We start from the raw sequence: 17,757 nt of genomic DNA, 5'->3' as shown, positions 1-17,757 counted from the left end.
CCTCAAGAACGTGCTGAACCGGACCCGTCCTTCGGGGCGAAAGACCGGGGTGACGTGAGCCGAACCGGGCGGCCCTTATCCCAGGATGCGGGCGATGGTGCTGCAGGCGTGGCCGACCGTCTCGGCGTCGTTCACCAGCGCGATGCGGATGAAGGGGGCGCCGGGATTGGCCTCGCCGGGGTTGCAGCGGGTCAGATAGGCGCCGGGCAGAACGCGGATGCCGCCCTCCGCCCACAGGCGGCGCGTCGCCTCCTCGCCGTCGCCGACCTCCAGCCACAGGAAGAAGCCGCCGTCCGGCCGGTAATAGCCGTAGCGCCCCTTCAGCGCGGCCTCCGCCGCGTCGAACTTGGCGCGGTAGAGCGCGCGGTTCTCCTCGACATGCGCCTCGTCCCGCCACAGGGCGGCGCTGGCCGCCAGCACCGGCAGCGGCATCCCGGCGTTGGAGTAGCTGCGCAGGCGGGTGAAGCGGGACATCAGTTCCGGATCGCCGGCCACGAAGCCCGACCGCAGCCCGGCGGCGCTCGACCGCTTGGACAGGGAATGGAAGACCAGGATGTTCGCCCAGGGCTTCCCGCCATGAGCCAACCCCGACGCGACCTGGAGCGCGCCCACCGGCGGCCTGTCCAGGTAGATCTCGGCGTAGCACTCGTCCACCGCCAGGATGAAGCCGTAGCGGCGCGCCAGCCCGATGGCCCGCTCCAGATAGGCGGCGTCGGCCGCCGCCCCCTGCGGGTTGGCCGGGGTGCAGAGGTAGAACAGAGCCGTGCGCTCCAGCAACTCCGGCGTCAGCGCGTCGAGGTCGGGCAGGAAGCCGGTCTCACGGGTGGAGGGCAGGAACACCGGCTCCGCCCCCGCCAGCAGCGCCGCCCCCTCGTAGGGCGCGTAGAAGGGATTGGGCATCAGCACCGCCGGCTGACGGCCCGCCTTGCTCGGCGGCACGGCCAGCAGGGCCAGCAGGAACAGCGCCTCGCGCGTGCCGGACACCGGCAGGACGGATTTTTCGGCGTCGAACAGCCCGTCCGGCAGGGCGTAGCGGCGGGTCAGCCAAGCGCCCACCGCCTCGCGGAACTCCGGCGTGCCGCCGACCGGCGGGTATTTGCCCCACAGATGGGCGTTGGCGCGCAGCGTCTCGTCGATGATGGCCGGCGGCTGGTGCTGCGGCTCGCCCACCGACATCATGATCGGCTCGGCGTTGGCGCGCGGCGTCACCCCGGACAGCAGCGCCGCCAGCCGGGTGAAGGGGTAGTCCGACAGCCGGTCGAGCCGGTCGTTGACGAGAGCGAAGGTGCCGAGGTCCGGGAGCGACATGCCGCCGATGAATCCTTTCCATGAGGACGGCCCGAAAAGGCCGGGCCGGCCCCGAGGGGCACGGCCCGTCAGGGGCCTCTGGGGGCCTCTGCCCGATACGAAACGGAAACGATCCTACCGGCGGTGGAGTCCCGGCACAAGGGCACAAAACCGGACAAGGCCCGGTCAAGGGAAAGCATACGCCGCCCGTTCCGGCGGCCTCGGCGCCACGGTGGAAAGACTGGCGCGCCCGACCTCAAGTCACCGGGCAGATCATCGATGCCCCGCAGCAAGAAAAAGCGGACGCGCCTTCCCCCCTTGCGGGAGGGGCGGGCGATGACGCCCCGCCCTGTCCGCTTCCTCCAGGACGCCTCAGAGAGCTTCGGTGTTGGTCTCGCCGGTGCGGATGCGCACGGCCTGGGCGATGTCCAGCACGAAGATCTTGCCGTCGCCGATGCGGCCGGTGTTGGCGGCCTTCTGGATCGCCTCGACCACCTGCTCGTACTGGTCGTCCGACACCGCGACCTCGACCTTTACCTTGGGCAGGAAGCTCACGGAATACTCGGCGCCGCGGTAGATCTCGGTCTGACCCTTCTGGCGTCCGAAGCCCTTGACCTCGCTCACCGTCAGGCCCTGAATCCCGAGCGACGTCAGCGCCTCGCGCACTTCGTCGAGCTTGAACGGCTTGATGATGGCCATAACCAGTTTCATGTGGCTTCCCCTTGGGTATGCGTGTTTGCGGGCCCTTGCGGTCGCCCGGTCCCCCCTCGGCCGATCCCACCGTGACGGCGGGTTTTCCGAACGTGACTCGAGCGTGTTCGCCTCGACCATAAAAAGCAATGTCTTCAAAAATCGTGCCGGTTGCAGAATCGGCCATTTTCAGCGGTTTTTGGCTGTTTCGCCGATCGATTGGGCAGGTCATGCCTAATAATTACGCAATTCGGGGGCCGCGACGCAGCGCCGCTGGACATCCGGACCGAGCGGAACGATTGTTCGTACCCGTCTACACTGATCGAAGGGCAGCGCCATCATGACCGAATCGGGCACCACCGCAGCGCAGGAGATCACGACCGACGTCGTCGTGTTGGGCGGCGGACTGGCCGGGCTCAGCATGGCGGCGGCGCTGGCCACCGCGGGCGTTCCGGTGGTCTGCATCGACCGCGACAGCCCGGACCGGCAGGCGGGGGACGACTTCGACATCCGCACCACGGCGGTCGCCTACGCCTCGATGAAGGTGCTGGAGGGGGCGGGCGTGTGGAAGCACATGGAGCCCTACGCCGGCCCCATCCTGGACATCCGCGTGGCCGACCAGTTCTCGCCCCTGTTCGTCCATTACGACCACACGGAGCTGACCTGGGACGGCAAGAATCAGCCCTTCGGCTGGATTCTCGACAACAAGGACATGCGCCGCGCCCTGTTCGCCCGCGCGAAGGAATTGCCCGGCCTGCACCATCTGGCCCCGGCCCAGGCGGTGTCGATCGAGCGCACCCGCGCCGGCGCCACCGTGAAACTGGCCGACGGGCGGGTGGTCAAGGCGCGGCTGGTCGTCGGGGCCGACGGGCGCCGTTCGCTGGCGCGGGAGAGCGCCGGCATCAAGCTGCGCACCTGGGCCTACGACCAGTCCGCGATCATCTGCACGATCCGCCATTCTGAGCCGCACAACGGCGTGGCGGTGGAGCATTTCCTGCCCAACGGCCCCTTCGCCGTGCTGCCGATGACCGAGAACCGCTCCTCCATCGTGTGGAGCGAGAAGCGGTCGCTGGTCGACATGTATCTGAAGCTGCCCGAGGACCAGTTCATTGACGAGTTGACCCGGCGGTCGGGCGGCTATCTGGGCGACATCGAGCTGGTGACCCGGCGCGACGCCTGGCCGCTGTCGGTCCTGCTGGCCGAGCGCTTCATCGCGGAGCGCGTCGCCCTGATCGGCGAGGCGGCCCACGCCATCCACCCCATCGCCGGGCAGGGGCTGAACCTGGGCCTGCGCGACGTGGCGGCGCTCGCCGAGGTGATCGTGGACGCCCACCGGCTGGGGCTGGACGTCGGCTCGCCGGAGGTGCTGGCCCGCTTCCAGCGCTGGCGCCGCTTCGACACGGTGCTGCTGGCCGTGGTCTGCGACGGTCTGGTGCACCTGTTCTCGAACAACATCCCGCCGATCAAGCTGGCCCGCGACGTCGGCATGGCCGTCGTCAACCGCCTGCCACCGCTGAAGCGCTTCTTCATGCGGCACGCGATGGGCGTGGTCGGCGAGCTGCCGCGGATGATCAAGGGCGTGCCGCTGTAAGGCGCGGTTGGATTCTCGGGGGACAACAGGGGCTTCACGGATTGCACGGATTTTGCCACGGATTACACGGATTTCTTTTGTTCGTGCTTCAGCGCAAGGCCTTACCGATCAGCACGCACTGGGCAAGACCAAATAAAAAATCCGTGTAATCCGTGTTTAAATCCGGGAAATCCGTGAAGACCCTGCTGCCCGACAAGACTCCCGAACTCACCCCAACCTGTATTCCGACAGCGCCTCGTACACCGCAGCCCCCTTGCCCAAGTGGCTGCGGTAGAGCGTGAAGTGCTCCACCCGGATCGGACCGGCGCGGAACATCCCGCGCTCCTCGACGAAGCGTCCGATCCGGTCCTTCTGCGCGTCCTTCAGCCGGGCAAGCGTGACGTGGGGCGAGAATTTGCGCTCCTCCGCCGGCAGGCCGCAGCGGACCAGCGCCGACTCGACCTTGGACTGGAGGTGCGACAAGGCGTCGCTGCGCTCCACCCCGGCCCAGAGGACGCGGGCGTTGCGGCCGCTGCCGTACACGCCCACGCCGTCCAGAAGCAGATCGAAGGCCGGCGCCACGATCTGCGCCAGCGACTCGTCGATCTCCGCCGCCTGATCCCCCGGCACTTCCCCGATGAAGCGGAGCGTCAGGTGCAGGTTGTCCGCGTCGGTCCAGCGGGCGCCGGGCACGCCGCCGCCCAGCCCCGCCAGACGCCGGCGCACATCCTCCGGAAAATCGAGGGCGACGAAGAGACGGATCATTGGCTTTCCGGAACGGTTACGGGCAGGGGTCGGGATAGCGGGCGTTGACCGCCTCGATGTCCTTCATCACCTCGTCCGACAGCGTGACGTCCACCGCCGCGATGTTGGACTTCAGGTCCTCCATGGTCGTCGCGCCGATCAGCGAGGACGCCACGAAGGGCTGCCGCAGGGTGAAGGCGATGGCCATCTGCGTCGGCGACAGGCCGTGGCGCCGGGCGACGTCCAGATACTCGCGGGTGGCCGCGTCGGCGTTGACGGTGGCGTAGCGCGACTTGCGGTGATCCAGCGCGCGGCGGGTGCCGGCGGGAACGGCGCCGTCCAGATACTTGCCGGTCAGCGTGCCGGCGGCCAGCGGCGAATAGGCGAGAAGCCCGACATCCTCGCGCAGGGACACCTCGGCCAGACCCTGCTCGAAGGTCCGGTTCAGCAGGCTGTAGGCGTTCTGGATCGAGGCGATGCGCGGCAGGCCCTTGTCCTCCGCCAGCTTCAGGAACTGCATCACCCCCCAGGGCGACTCGTTCGACACGCCGATGTGCCGCACCTTGCCGGATTTTACCAGCTCGTCGAGCGCCTCCAGAGTCTCCTCGATGGGGGTGCCGTCCTTCTCCGGCCGGTGGACGTAGTTGCGCGCGCCGAAGCGGTTGGTCGAACGGTCGGGCCAGTGGAGCTGGTACAGGTCGATGTAGTCGGTCTGGAGCCGGCGCAGGCTGGCCTCCACCGCCGCGAAGATGTTGGCGCGGTCGAGCTTCGCCTCGCCGTTGCGCACCCAGGCGAAGCCGCCGTCGGTGGCACCGACGACCTTGCTCGCCAGGATCACCTGATCGCGCTTGCCGTTCGCCTTGAACCAGGTGCCGATCACCTCCTCCGTACGTCCGTACGTGTCGGCGGTCGGGGGGATGGCGTACATCTCCGCGGTGTCCCAGAAATTCACGCCCTCGCCGAGCGCGTAATCCATCTGGGCGTGGCCTTCGGCCTCGCTGTTCTGGCGGCCCCAGGTCATGGTGCCCAGGCCGATGGCGCTGACCGACAGGCCGGTGCGGCCGAGCGGACGGTATTGCATTGGGTGTGGTCCTTAAAGGAACAGGGTGAGCACGCCTGTGTATCCATACAGGCGGGCGTTGGAGATTTCGCCGCTGGCGAAGAAACCGGCCAGTGGGATGTCGCCGAAGGTTTCCCGGATCAGCGCCAGTTCCTGGCTGCCCTCGCCGAACAGGCTGGGGCCGCGGGCGATGCAGCTGACGTAGAGGGCGCCCTTCGGGGTGGTCTTCACGCGCTTCTTCAGATTGGCCAGCATGCGGCGCATGTCGGCCTCGGCGCTCTGCTGATCCCGGCGGGTGAACAGGATGGGCTGGCCGCTCTGCACATGATGGGCGACGGCGATCCAGCCGGCGCGCGGGTCGATGGCGATCAGGTCGCGGACCAGATAATCCGCCGTGTCGCTGCCGGCGATCGGCAGGCCGGCGAAGATGTAGCCGGACACCCGTTTGAGGTCGCGGGCCAGCAGTTCGCCGATGTCCTCCTTGAAGACCTCCAGCGCCGGGCGCCCGTCGATCTCCAGGACGACGTTGTCCTCCGCCGCGGTGATGGTGCGGACCGGCCCGATGGGCGTGCAGCCCTGGCTGAGGCCGGTGGCGACCGGCACCTGCGGCGCGAACAGCACGCCCGACACGCCGCCTTCGGCCACCGGCCCGCCGACCATCGTGGCGGTGTTGCCGGGGATGGTGAACTGCGGGAACTCCGACCGCGAGGCCGACAGGCCGCCGACCAGGAAGGCTCCCGTTGTTTCCGCCAGCGAAACGACCAGCCCGGCCAGATCCTGGTGACGCGGGTCGGCGTGGGCGAGCGCCAGCATGGCGCCGTGCTTGTCCAGCCAGCCGCCGGCCATGCGGCGCAGCGGCTCCATGTCGCCCGATACCACCGGGAACAGGCGGAAGCCCTCCGGCGGCAGGCGGGCCACCATCACGGCGATGCCCGGCTTGTCGAAGATTTCCTCGTCGTTGGCGCAGACGCCGATGCCGACCGTACCCACCCAGTCGCGGATGCCGGTGACGCCGCGCAGCAGCGTGACCATGCTCGTCGCGTGCTCCGCCAGCGCGTCGGTGATGTAGAGGAAGCCGAGGTTGCAGCCCTCCACCGCCCCCAGCTCGTCCAGGCAGGACTTGACGACGGCGCCCCATTCGGTGCCGGAGGCCGATGCGGCCTTGAAGAAAGTCTCGGTGGTGGCGGTGTCGCCGGCCAGGGTCGCCATGGGTGTCAGTCTCCGCTCTTGGCGATGCCGTCCAGAAGGCGGGCGACGTGGGGCGCGATGCGCTCCACGATCACCTTCACGCCGGCCGCGTTGGGATGGATGCCGTCGGGCTGATTCAGCGCGGCGTCCGCCGCCACGCCGTCCAGGAAGAAGGGATAGAGTTGTACGTCGTATGTCTTCGCCAGATCCGGGTAGATGGCGTTGAAGCCGTCCCCGTACGCGCGGCCCAGGCTGGGCGAGGCGTACATCCCGGCCAGCAGCACGGGCAACTTCTCGCTGGTCAGCCGCTTCAGGATGGCGTCGAGGTTGGCGCGCGCCGCGCCGGGGTCGAGCCCGCGCAGCATGTCGTTCGCCCCCAGCTCCACCAGCACGGCGTCCGGCTTGTCGGCCAGCGCCCAGTCCAACCGCGACAGCCCACCCGCCGTGGTGTCGCCCGACACGCCGGCGTTGACGACGGTCACCTCGTAGCCCTTCGCCCGCAGCGCCGCCTGCAACTGCGGAGTGAAGGACTGCGCTTCGGGAAGGCCGTAGCCGGCGGTCAGGCTGTCGCCGAGCGCCAGCAGGGTGTAAGGCCCTTTCCCCGAACCACCCTGGGCGAACGCGGGAGCGGTCATGCCGATTCCCGCGCCAATTCCCGCAACGACGGCGAGAGCGGCCAGCCCCGACCGAAGGAGGGCCGTGTTGAAATGGCGGCGCACCATGCCATATGGCGTGAGGTTTTCCCGCCCATTCCCCCGCCCGTTCCAGAGACGCATGCCAATGTCCCGACCCGATTCCGTTGAGTCCACCATCGTCGATCTCGACGAGGTGCATCTGAGATTGGACAGCGCGGCCGGACCCGTCAACATCCTGAGAGGCCTGAATCTCCGCATCCAGCCCGGTGAACGGGTCGGCGTGGTCGGCCCGTCGGGCTCCGGCAAATCGACCATGATGATGGTCATGGCCGGGCTGGAACGCCCTACGGGCGGGACCGTGCGCGTCGCCGGGCAGGATCTGGGCCGGCTGGACGAGGACGGGCTTGCGCGCTTCCGCCGCGACCATGTGGGGATCGTCTTCCAGGCTTTCCACCTCGTGCCGACGATGACCGCGCTGGAGAACGTCGCCATCCCCCTGGAGTTCGCCGGGGCCGCCGACGCCTTCGACCGCGCGCGGCAAGGGCTGGAGGCGGTCGGGCTGGGCCATCGGCTGACCCATTATCCGGGCCAGCTGTCCGGCGGCGAGCAGCAGCGCGTCGCACTGGCCCGCGCCTTCGTCGCCGAACCGTCGCTGCTGCTGGCCGACGAGCCGACCGGCAACCTCGACATCGGCACCGGCGCCACCATCGTGGAGTTGCTGTTCGACCTCGCTGAGCGGCGCGGCACGACGCTGGTGCTGATCACCCACGACCCGTCCCTGGCCGACCGCTGCGACCGCACCGTGCGCCTGATGGACGGGCGCATCGTCGACGACGGCATGACCACCCGCGCCGAACGCGAGCGCGTGGTGGGGGATTGAGATTTCCGGGGGCGTGGCTGAGCCGAGCCCCCACCCAACCCTCCCCCGCTTCGCAGGGGAGGGCTTTTCCCCACCGCCGCCCACACATCATCACACCCCGCCGGACGCACCCATGACCAACCTCGCCCTCGCCTTCCGTCTGGCCCGCCGCGAGCTGCGCGGGGGGCTGAAGGGGTTCCGCATCTTCCTGGCCTGTCTGACGCTCGGCGTCGCGGCCATCGCTGCGGTCAATTCCGTGTCCGGCGGCGTTCTGTCGGGCCTGCAGGCGGACGGGCGGGCCATCCTGGGCGGCGACGTCGCGCTGCGGCAGATCTACGCACCGCCGACCGACGAGCAGCGCGCCTGGCTGGAACAGGCCGGGCGCCTGTCGCAGTCGGTGGACATGCGCGCCATGGCCCGCTCCGCCGACGACGCGCGGTCCACGCTGGTCGAGCTGAAGGCGGTGGACGGCGTCTACCCGCTCTACGGCTCCGTCGCCCTGGCGCCGGAGGGCGACCTGCACACGGCGCTGGCCAACCGCGACGGGCGCTGGGGCGCGCTGGTCGAGGACGGGCTGCTCGACCGGCTGGGGCTGAAGACCGGCGATACGCTGCGGCTGGGCGAGGGCGAGTTCGCCGTGCGCGGTGTCCTGACGCGGGAGCCGGACCGCGCCTCCAACGGCGCCTTCTCGCTGGGGCCGCGTGTGATGATCGGCCTGCCGTCGCTGGAGGGCACCGGCCTGCTCCAGCCCGGCAGCATCGTCTATTGGACCGCCAAGCTGGCCCTGCCGCCGGGCACCGACGTGGCGGCGTGGCAGACGGCGCTGACCGCGCGCTTCCCCGACGCCGGCTGGCGGGTCCGCGACTTCACCAACGCCTCCCCGCAGATCGAGCGCTTCATCGACCGCATGACGCTGTTCCTGACGCTGGTCGGGCTGACCGCCCTGCTGGTCGGCGGGGTCGGGGTGGGCAACGCGGTGCGCAGCCATCTCGACTCGCGCGCCCGCACCATCGCCACGCTGAAATGCCTGGGCGCGCCGGGCGATCTGGTCTTCCAGGTCTATCTGCTGCAGATCCTGGCACTGTCGGGGCTGGGCATCCTGCTGGGGCTCCTTCTCGGCGCGGTGGCGCCGCTGGGGCTGGGGTCGCTGCTCGACCAGGTGTTGCCGGTTCCCACCCGGATCGGCGTCTACCCGAGCGCCCTGGCCCTGGCCGCGCTCTACGGGCTGCTGACCGCGCTGACCTTCTCGCTGTGGCCGCTGGGCCGCGCGCGGGAGGTGCCGGCGGCGGCGCAGTTCCGCGACGTGGTCGCCCCCGCCGGGGGCCGCCCGCGCGCGGTCTATCTGGCGGCGATGGCGCTGACCGTCGCGGCTCTGGCCGGGCTGGCCGTCGCCACTGCCCACAACAAGATGTTCGCCGCCTGGTTCGTCGGCGGCTCCATCGCCACCTTCATCGCCTTCCGCGTGGCCGCCTGGCTGGTGGTGCGTGGGGCCGCGGCGGCGGGGCGCCCACGCCGTCCGGGGATGCGGCTGGCGCTCGCCAACCTGCACCGGCCCGGCAACCCGACCGGGGCGGTGGTGCTGTCGCTCGGCCTCGGCCTGACGGTGCTGGTCACCATCGCGCTGATCGAGGGCAACTTCTCCCGCCGGGTCAACGAGACGATCCCCAAGGACGCGCCCAGCTTCTTCTTCGTGGACATCCAGCCCGACCAGTTCGAGCCGCTGAAGCAGATGGTCGGCGCCCTGCCCGGCACCAGCGGGTTCGAAGCGGTGCCCAGCTTGCGCGGGCGGATCGAGACGGTGAACGGCCAGCCGGCGGAGAAGGCGCTGGTCAACCCCGAGCAGTCCTGGGTGCTGTCCGGCGACCGCGGCATCACCTATTCCGCCAAGCTGCCCGAGCATTCGGAGATCGTCGCCGGCTCCTGGTGGCCGGAGGACTACAAGGGGGCGCCGCTGATCTCCATCCACCAGAACGTGGCGAGCGCCTTCGGCATCGGTCCCGGCGCGACCATGGGGATCAACGTCCTGGGCCGCACCATCGAGGCGACGGTGGGCAACGTGCGCGCCGCCGACTTCTCGACGCTGGCCATCAACTTCGCCCTGGTCTTCGCGCCGGGCACGCTGGAGCGGGCGCCGCAGACCTGGATAGCCACCGTCCGCAGCACCCCGGCGGCGGAGCCGGAGGTGCAGCGCTCCGTCCTGCAGCGCTTCCCCAACGTCACGCTGGTGCGGGTGAAGGACGCGCTGGACACGGTGGGCACCATGCTGGGCCACATCGGCACGGCGGTGCGGGTCACCGCGGGCATCACGCTGGCCGCCGGCACGCTGGTGCTGGCCGGCGCGGTCGCCGCCGGGCACCGCCGCCGGGTCTACGACGCCGTGGTGCTGAAGGTGCTGGGCGCCACGCGGGCCGACGTGCTGAAGGCGTTCCTGCTGGAATACGGGCTGCTCGGCATCCTGACCGCGGCCATCGCCGGGATCATTGGCACCATCACGGCCTGGGCGGTGATGACCTTCCTGATGCGCTGGGACTGGACCTTCCTGCCGTCGGCCGTACTGACCACGGCGCTGCTCAGCACCGCGATCACGCTGGCCTTCGGCTTCCTCGGGACGTGGCGGGCGCTCGGCCAGCCCTCCGCCCCGCTGCTGCGCAACGACTGAGGGCGGAAGCGGTCAGGCCGGTTCGGGGACCCGGTCGTCGGCGACGATCCGGTTCTTCCCGGACTGCTTGGCCGCATACATCCGCTGGTCGGCCAGATCGACCAGCCGTTCCCAGTCCATCGGGCGGTCGTGGAGGTATTCGGCGACGCCGATGCTGGCGGTCTGCGGGGTTCCGTCCGGGCGCTTGCCCAAGCCCCGCTCGTGCAGCCGCTCCACCGCTGTCAGGGCGCCCTGACGGCCGGTGTTGGGCATGATGACCACGAACTCCTCGCCGCCCCAGCGGACCAGCACGTCGGACTGGCGCAGCATGGCGCGGATGGCCTCCGCCGACCGCCCGAGCTGCTTGTCGCCCTGGTCGTGGCCGAACCGGTCGTTGATCGACTTGAAATTGTCCAGGTCGAAGAAGATCACCGACAGCGGATGGTCCGAGCGCTGGGCGTGCGCGAATTGCAGCCGCAGAAGCTCCTCCCCGATGCGGCGGGAGAAGGCGCCGGTCAGCCCGTCGTGCGACGCCTGATCGACCAGGGCCATCATGAAGTGCAGCTGGCTCATCGCCGCCAGCGTCGCCACCACCATGATGAGCACCAGCAGCCACAGGGCGCCCAGATAGGAGGGGAAGGGGAAGACCAGCGAGCCGTAGACGCCGGCCAGCATATGCGCCGCCAGCATCGGCGTGGCGAAGGCCAGCCCCTCCAGCGCGGTCAGCGGGAAGACGCTAAGCCCCGCCACCATCACGAAGGGCAGGAAGGCGTAGCCGGCGGCCACCGCCAGCGCGCTTCCCGCGATCATGTCCTCGTTCAGCATGGGGTGCGAGGCGAGGAAGAAGATCGTCGGCACCGCCAGCAGCAGGGCCAGCCCCCGCCACGCGCTGCCCATGTCGTCGCAGACCCGGTAGCCGAGCGCCAGCGCGCCGAAGGCGAAGCTGGAGACCAGCCGCAGGCCGGCCAGATAGCCCCACAACGGCCAGGGGAAGATGAAGACGTCGATGACGATCCACAGCGGCGTCAGCACCGCGAACACGGCCGCGACCATGCGGACGCGGGAATGGATCAGCACGGCCCGGCGACGCTGGATGATCGGGGTGTGTCCGCCCGGATGCATCAGGTCGCGCAACTGCTCGAAGGAGAGATCGCCGCTCACCGCCTGGAATGCCCTCTCCGCGAACCGTCTGAGGAGATTAAGCGCTTGTTGATACACGCGATGCCCCCCATCGGCAACGGCAATTGCTGTGATTTCCAGGGATACGTGCGTATGCGGCGCGGCCTGTGGCATCAACGCATGTGTACGCGATTTTCGGCGACAGTCTTCCCGCCACCCGCCACTGTCAACGCCGGATTGGTCATACCACTGGGGCAAAAGCACGCGGCGCGCATGAAAAAGGCCCGGCACGAAAAAGGCCCGGCGATGGGCCGGGCCTTTTCCTGCGGTCGGAACGGAGGCGGTCAGTCCTTCAGGTCTTCCCAAAGCTCCTTCACCTTGGCGAAGAAGCCTTCGGACTGCGGGTGGGAGCCTTCCTTGCCGGCGTTGTCGAACTCGCGCAGAAGCTCCTGCTGCTTCTTGGTCAGGTTGACCGGAGTCTCGACAACGGCCTGGATGTACATGTCGCCGCGCTGCTGGCTGCGCAGCACCGACATGCCCTTGCCCTTGATGCGGAACTGGTGGCCGGACTGGGTGCCGGGCGGCACCGTCACCTTGGTGCGGCTGCCCTCGATCGTCGGCACCTCCACCGTGCCGCCCAGCGCCGCGGTGGTCATGGGGATCGGCACCCGGCAATGGATGTTGGCGCCGTCGCGCTGGAAGATCGGGTGCGGCGCGATGGCCAGGAAGATGTAGAGGTCGCCCGGCGGCGCGCCGCGCAACCCCGCCTCGCCCTCGCCGGCCAGACGGATGCGCGTGCCGTCCTCGACGCCCGCGGGGATGTTGACCTGGAGGGTCTTCTCCTTGCGCAGGCGCCCGGCGCCGCCGCAGCTCTTGCAGGGGTCCTTGATGACGCGGCCCTGGCCGTGGCAGGCCGGGCAGGTGCGCTCGATGGTAAAGAAGCCCTGCTGGGCGCGCACCTTGCCGTGGCCCTGGCAGGTCGGACAGGTGACCGGCTGGGTCCCCGCCGCCGCACCGGAGCCGCTGCAGGAATCGCAGGCGACGGTGGAGGGAACGCGGACGTTGGCCGTGGTGCCCTTGAAGGCCTCCTCCAGCCCGATCTCCAGATTGTAGCGCAGGTCCTGGCCGCGGCCCGACGCGCCGCCGCCGCCGCGGCGCCCGCCCATGAACTCCCCGAACATCTCGTCGAAGATGTCGGCGAAGCCGCCGCCGCCGCCGCCGAAATCGAAGCCACCGAAGCCGCCGCCGGCCCCGCCGCGCCCGTTCTCGAAGGCGCCGTGGCCGAAGCGGTCGTAGGCCGCGCGCTTCTGCTCGTCCTTCAGGACGTCGTAGGCTTCGCTGATTTCCTTGAACTTGTGCTCGGCGTCCTTGTCACCCTGGTTGCGGTCCGGGTGATACTGCATCGCCATCTTGCGGTACGCTTTTTTGATCTCGTCCGCGCTGGCGCCCTTCGCCACCCCGAGCAGCTCGTAATAGTCCTGTTTCGCCATGGGCCCCGACCGCCTTCACATACTAATAGACCAATCATATCTCCGGCCCGCCACCGCAGGACGGATGACGGGCCGGACGATACTGCATGGCGCCGGGTTCTCCCGGCTGTGACACCGGAGGCAACGGGCGGCTGCCCGACGGTTGCCTCCGGTTCCGAACGCTTACGCCGACTTCTTCTTGTCGTCGTCCACTTCCTCGAAGTCGGCGTCGACCACACCCGGCTCGTTCGGGGCGGCGCCCGCCGCACCGGCGGCACCGGCACCGGGAGCCTCGCCCTGGCCGGCCTTGTACATGGCCTCGCCCAGCTTCATCGACACCTGGGCCAGCGCCTCGGTCTTCGCCTTCACGGCCTCCAGGTCCTCGCCGTCCATCACCGACTTCAACTCGGCCACGGCGGCCTCCGCGGCGGTCTTGTCGGCGGCGGGGATCTTGTCGGCGTTCTCCTTGATCGTCCGCTCGGTCGTGTGGATCAGCGCGTCCGCATGGTTGCGGGCATCCACCAGCTCACGCCGCTTCTTGTCGTCGGCGGCGTGGGCCTCGGCGTCCTTCACCATCTTGTTGATGTCGGCGTCCGACAGGCCGCCCGACGCCTGGATGCGGATCTGCTGCTCCTTGCCGGTGGCCTTGTCCTTCGCCGTGACGCTGACGATGCCGTTGGCGTCGATGTCGAAGGTCACCTCGACCTGCGGCACGCCGCGCGGGGCCGGCGGGATGCCGACGAGGTCGAACTGGCCGAGCATCTTGTTGTCCGCGGCCATCTCGCGCTCGCCCTGGAAGACGCGGATGGTCACCGCGTTCTGGTTGTCCTCGGCGGTCGAGAAGGTCTGGGACTTCTTGGTCGGGATCGTCGTGTTGCGGTCGATCAGGCGGGTGAACACGCCGCCCAGCGTCTCGATGCCGAGCGACAGCGGGGTGACGTCGAGCAGCAGGACGTCCTTGACCTCGCCCTTCAGCACGCCGCCCTGGATGGCGGCGCCGATGGCGACGACCTCGTCCGGGTTCACGCCGCGGTGCGGCTCACGGCCGAAGAACTGCTTCACCGCCTCGATGACCTTGGGCATGCGGGTCATGCCGCCGACCAGGATCACCTCGTCGATCTCGTTGGCCTTCAGGCCAGCATCCTTGAGCGCGGCCTTGCAGGGCTCGATCGTGCGGGCGACCAGCTCGTCCACCAGGGCTTCCAGCTTGGCGCGGGTCAGCTTGACGTTCAGGTGCTTCGGACCGGACTGGTCGGCGGTGATGAAGGGCAGGTTGACCTCGGTCTGCATGGCCGAGGACAGCTCGATCTTCGCCTTCTCCGCGGCTTCCTTCAGGCGCTGCAGAGCCAGACGGTCCTTGCGCAGGTCGATGCCCTGCTCCTTCTGGAACTCGTCGGCGAGGTAGTCGATGATGCGGGCGTCGAAGTCCTCACCGCCGAGGAAGGTGTCGCCGTTGGTCGACTTCACCTCGAACACGCCGTCGCCGATCTCCAGCACGGACACGTCGAAGGTGCCGCCGCCCAGGTCGTAGACCGCGATGGTGCCGGCGCCCTTCTTCTCCATGCCGTAGGCCAGAGCGGCCGCCGTCGGCTCGTTGATGATGCGCAGCACTTCCAGGCCGGCGATCTTGCCGGCGTCCTTGGTCGCCTGGCGCTGGCTGTCGTTGAAGTAGGCCGGGACGGTGATGACCGCCTGGGTCACCTTCTCGCCCAGATAGTTCTCCGCCGTCTCCTTCATCTTCTGCAGGATGAAGGCGCTGATCTGCGACGGGCTGTACTTCTTGCCGACGGCTTCCACCCAGGCGTCGCCGTTGTCGCCGGGAATGATCTTGTAGGGGACGAGGCCCTGGTCCTTCTTGGTCAGCGGATCGTCGTAGCGGCGGCCGATCAGACGCTTGATCGCGAAGAGGGTGTTCTCGGGGTTCGTCACCGCCTGACGCTTGGCCGGCTGGCCGACCAGACGCTCCGCGTTCTGCGCGAAGGCGACCATGGAGGGCGTGGTGCGCGTGCCTTCGGCGTTCTCGATCACCTTGGCGCTGGAGCCTTCCATGACGGCCACGCAGGAGTTCGTGGTGCCGAGGTCGATGCCAATGACTTTGCTCATGTTCAGCCTCTGTTGTTCGGCAGATGCGTGGCGGCCCGTTTGGTCCGGCACCGCCGCGATCCCCTTGGGGTCAGTGGAACGGTTGGGTGGATTCACGTCTGTCGCCGGAGATATAGGCAGGTGCGTTTCGGGCTGCAACGTCCTGGTCATTCCGCCAACCGTCAAAAGGCCAAAAGGTGACGCGCACGCCGGGGCATATCGGCACGCCTGCGGCTTCGCGTCGCAAGTGAATACCGGGGTATTCAGAAGCATAAGGCGTGCAACGGCGCCCCATCATCCCGCCAAGACGCCGGAAAGCGGTCTGTTACAGGGCTTTAACACAAGCAAAACCCTGCATCCCAGCCATGTTAACTTTTCATTAACAAGTAATGGTGTGCACTACCGCACGCAATCAATTGCCGGTTGCTCCGTTTCTTTGTTGTCCCAAGATTCTAATAGTGGAGATCCGAAGGAAATATGATATATCCGTCCAAGGCAAAGGGGGCCGCTGTTGTTCGCAGCCATGGCTTTCCGACGCGGGACCGTGTGCAGTATTCCATGGGGGATCAAGATGATGGACGAACGGCGCGACATGGCTCTGGCCATCAAGTCCTGCCTCGACAGCCTTATGGACGACGCGACGAAGTGCGATCTGGACGATCTGGCGCGCTTCATCAGCCTGGCCGCCATGGCGGCGGAGGAAGCGGCCATGGCCTTCGATCCGAAAGCGGCGCAGTTGAAGGCCCTGATGTCCGGCGGCGCCGGCCACTGCTGATCGCCTGAACGCTGATCGCCCGAACCGGCGCGGGAACGTCGGGGACATCGGGCTCGAACAATCCGGCCGGAAAAGAAAAAGCCGCCCCCGACAGGGCGGCTTTCTTGCGTCCGGGGTTTCCGGAAGCGGCCTACAGGATGTCCGCCGCGCGGATCGCCCCGTCGAGCAGGGCCAGCGTGTCGGCGCAGGACTCATCCCCATCCATGACCATGGGCAGGCGGTAGCTGAACATGGCCGCCGCCGCCTTGCCGTCCCGCTCCGCCCCGACCAGCCACAGGTAATGGGCGTCGGTGCCGCCGTCCTCCTCCGTCATCATCACCGCCTGGGCCAGCACGCCGTCGTCGCCCCAGGGCTCGACGATCCGGTCGCTGGCCCGCGGGTCGTCGGGGCGCACGAAGCGCAACGCCATCTCGCGCAGCACCGCCACGGCGCCATCCGGCCCGTCCTTCGGCGCCACCCGGTCGGTGACCAGCCGCAGCACGCCCCCCGCCGGAGCCGGGGGGTGGAAGGCGGCCACAGCGTGGCCCTCATGCTCCTCCACTTCCGCGCGCCAGCCGTCCGGCAGCCGGAACCGCACCAGCCCTTCCCATTCCACGCTGTGGCCCACGCTATGGCCGTCCTGTCCGCCCGTCACGGCATCCTCCCCTGATCCTGTGCCGGCACTTTAGGCCGAAGCGTCGGCGAATCCAGCCTTGATCGCGGCCCGTCGAGCCACCATGGTCCGGCGATGATCGTTTCCGCCAGCTACAAGACGGACATCCCCGCCTTCTACGGGCGCTGGTTCCTGAACCGGCTGGAGGCCGGGCACTGCCGCATGGTCAACCCCTACGGCGGCCAGACCTACCGCATCGGCCTGACCCGCGCGGAGGTCGACGGCTTCGTCTTCTGGACCAAGAATCTCGGCCCCTTCCTTCCGGCGCTGGAGGAGGTGTCGGGGCGCGGCTTTCCCTTCGTCGTCCAGTACAGCGTCACCGGCCTGCCCGCCGCGCTGGAACGCTCCGTCCCCGACGCGGAGCGCGCGGTGGAGCACATGGCCCGGCTGCGCGACCGCTGGGGGCCGCGCGCCGCCGTCTGGCGCTACGACCCCATCGTGACGGCGCCCATCGTGGAGGCGCCCATGGTGACGGCGGACGCCACGCCGCCGTCCTGGCACCGCGAGACCTTCGCCCGGCTGGCCGGCCGGATGCGCGGCCTGACCGACGAGGCGGTGGTGTCCTTTCTCCAGCCCTACCGCAAGACGGCGCGCAACCTGGATGCCGCCGGCGTGCCCTGGTGCGACCCGGACCCCGAGGAGAAGCGCGCCCTGCTGGCCGATCTGGCCGGAATCGCCGCGGAGCACGGCATGGCGCTGACGCTGTGCACCCAGCCGGAGCTGACCGGCGTCCCCGGCACGACGCCGGCCCGCTGCGTGGACGCGCAACGGCTGTCAGACGTCGCCGGGCGGCCCATCGCGGCCAAGGAAAAGGGAAACCGCCCCGGCTGCCTGTGCGCGGAAAGCCGCGACATCGGCGATTACGACACCTGCCCGCACGGCTGCGTCTATTGCTACGCCGTCGCCAACCGCGCCACGGCGCAACGGCGCTTCGCCGCCCACGATCCGGAGGGGGAGTTCCTGTTCACGCGGGAGCGGGCGGGATAAGG

At 69.0% G+C, this 17,757-nt stretch carries 15 protein-coding genes; 5 read left to right on the top strand and 10 right to left on the bottom strand.

Annotated elements, in window-relative coordinates:
- Window positions 1–75: 75 nt before the first annotated feature.
- Together JJL56_RS09030 and glnK are read right to left on the bottom strand one after the other, a co-directional pair.
- Window positions 76–1,308, bottom strand: a complete 1,233-nt coding sequence (locus tag JJL56_RS09030) for an aminotransferase class I/II-fold pyridoxal phosphate-dependent enzyme (protein WP_200484939.1) — start codon at window positions 1,306–1,308, stop codon at window positions 76–78.
- A 351-nt stretch (window positions 1,309–1,659) separates the two neighbouring features.
- Complete coding sequence (glnK, locus tag JJL56_RS09025; RefSeq protein WP_035670687.1) at window positions 1,660–1,998, bottom strand: P-II family nitrogen regulator; 339 nt, start codon at window positions 1,996–1,998, stop codon at window positions 1,660–1,662.
- Between the two features lie 319 nt (window positions 1,999–2,317).
- On the opposite strand from glnK, the gene JJL56_RS09020 reads away from it, so the two are divergent.
- Window positions 2,318–3,568, top strand: coding sequence for a UbiH/UbiF/VisC/COQ6 family ubiquinone biosynthesis hydroxylase (locus JJL56_RS09020; protein WP_145623259.1), 1,251 nt, complete (start codon window positions 2,318–2,320; stop codon window positions 3,566–3,568).
- A gap of 207 nt (window positions 3,569–3,775) precedes the next feature.
- On the opposite strand, the gene thpR is transcribed toward JJL56_RS09020, so the two are convergent.
- Genes thpR through JJL56_RS09000 form a run of 4 tightly spaced genes read right to left on the bottom strand, consistent with a single transcriptional unit; the run spans window position 3,776 to window position 7,174 of the window.
- Window positions 3,776–4,312, bottom strand: coding sequence for an RNA 2',3'-cyclic phosphodiesterase (thpR, locus tag JJL56_RS09015; RefSeq protein WP_200484938.1), 537 nt, complete (start codon window positions 4,310–4,312; stop codon window positions 3,776–3,778).
- Window positions 4,313–4,328: 16 nt separating this feature from the next.
- Window positions 4,329–5,372 carry an NADP(H)-dependent aldo-keto reductase gene (locus tag JJL56_RS09010; RefSeq protein WP_200484937.1) on the bottom strand — a complete coding sequence of 348 codons (1,044 nt, stop codon included), beginning with the start codon at window positions 5,370–5,372 and terminating at the stop codon, window positions 4,329–4,331.
- Between the two features lie 12 nt (window positions 5,373–5,384).
- Window positions 5,385–6,560 carry an FIST signal transduction protein gene (locus tag JJL56_RS09005; RefSeq protein ID WP_200484936.1) on the bottom strand — a complete coding sequence of 392 codons (1,176 nt, stop codon included), beginning with the start codon at window positions 6,558–6,560 and terminating at the stop codon, window positions 5,385–5,387.
- Window positions 6,561–6,565: 5 nt separating this feature from the next.
- Window positions 6,566–7,174: an arylesterase gene (locus JJL56_RS09000; RefSeq protein WP_345772555.1), complete on the bottom strand. Its 609-nt coding sequence runs from the start codon at window positions 7,172–7,174 to the stop codon at window positions 6,566–6,568.
- A 145-nt stretch (window positions 7,175–7,319) separates the two neighbouring features.
- On the opposite strand from JJL56_RS09000, the gene JJL56_RS08995 reads away from it, so the two are divergent.
- Both JJL56_RS08995 and JJL56_RS08990 read left to right on the top strand, forming a co-directional pair.
- Entirely contained in the window at window positions 7,320–8,054 is a 735-nt protein-coding gene (locus tag JJL56_RS08995; RefSeq protein WP_145623255.1) for an ABC transporter ATP-binding protein, read from the top strand.
- Between the two features lie 112 nt (window positions 8,055–8,166).
- Window positions 8,167–10,692 carry an ABC transporter permease gene (locus tag JJL56_RS08990; protein ID WP_200484935.1) on the top strand — a complete coding sequence of 842 codons (2,526 nt, stop codon included), beginning with the start codon at window positions 8,167–8,169 and terminating at the stop codon, window positions 10,690–10,692.
- Between the two features lie 12 nt (window positions 10,693–10,704).
- Here JJL56_RS08990 and JJL56_RS08985 read toward each other — a convergent pair whose 3' ends face one another.
- The 3 genes from JJL56_RS08985 to dnaK form a co-directional block, all read right to left on the bottom strand.
- Window positions 10,705–11,832, bottom strand: a complete 1,128-nt coding sequence (locus JJL56_RS08985; RefSeq protein WP_145623253.1) for a GGDEF domain-containing protein — start codon at window positions 11,830–11,832, stop codon at window positions 10,705–10,707.
- Window positions 11,833–12,134: 302 nt separating this feature from the next.
- Complete coding sequence (dnaJ, locus tag JJL56_RS08980) at window positions 12,135–13,280, bottom strand: molecular chaperone DnaJ (protein ID WP_145623252.1); 1,146 nt, start codon at window positions 13,278–13,280, stop codon at window positions 12,135–12,137.
- A gap of 162 nt (window positions 13,281–13,442) precedes the next feature.
- Window positions 13,443–15,512, bottom strand: a complete 2,070-nt coding sequence (dnaK, locus tag JJL56_RS08975; protein ID WP_282186534.1) for a molecular chaperone DnaK — start codon at window positions 15,510–15,512, stop codon at window positions 13,443–13,445.
- 400 nt (window positions 15,513–15,912) lie between these two features.
- On the opposite strand from dnaK, the gene JJL56_RS08970 reads away from it, so the two are divergent.
- Window positions 15,913–16,116, top strand: a complete 204-nt coding sequence (locus JJL56_RS08970; protein WP_035670647.1) for a hypothetical protein — start codon at window positions 15,913–15,915, stop codon at window positions 16,114–16,116.
- Window positions 16,117–16,246: 130 nt separating this feature from the next.
- On the opposite strand, the gene JJL56_RS08965 is transcribed toward JJL56_RS08970, so the two are convergent.
- Window positions 16,247–16,750, bottom strand: a complete 504-nt coding sequence (locus JJL56_RS08965) for a hypothetical protein (RefSeq protein ID WP_145623250.1) — start codon at window positions 16,748–16,750, stop codon at window positions 16,247–16,249.
- Between the two features lie 93 nt (window positions 16,751–16,843).
- Between JJL56_RS08965 and JJL56_RS08960 the strand changes: the two genes are divergently transcribed.
- Complete coding sequence (locus tag JJL56_RS08960) at window positions 16,844–17,755, top strand: DUF1848 domain-containing protein (protein WP_200484934.1); 912 nt, start codon at window positions 16,844–16,846, stop codon at window positions 17,753–17,755.
- Window positions 17,756–17,757: the final 2 nt, after the last annotated feature.

Source organism: Azospirillum aestuarii, assembly GCF_016632405.1.
Classification (GTDB): domain Bacteria; phylum Pseudomonadota; class Alphaproteobacteria; order Azospirillales; family Azospirillaceae; genus Azospirillum; species Azospirillum aestuarii.
The sequence above is the reverse complement of the archived record's forward strand: the minus strand, read 5'-3'. Positions and strand labels throughout refer to the sequence as shown.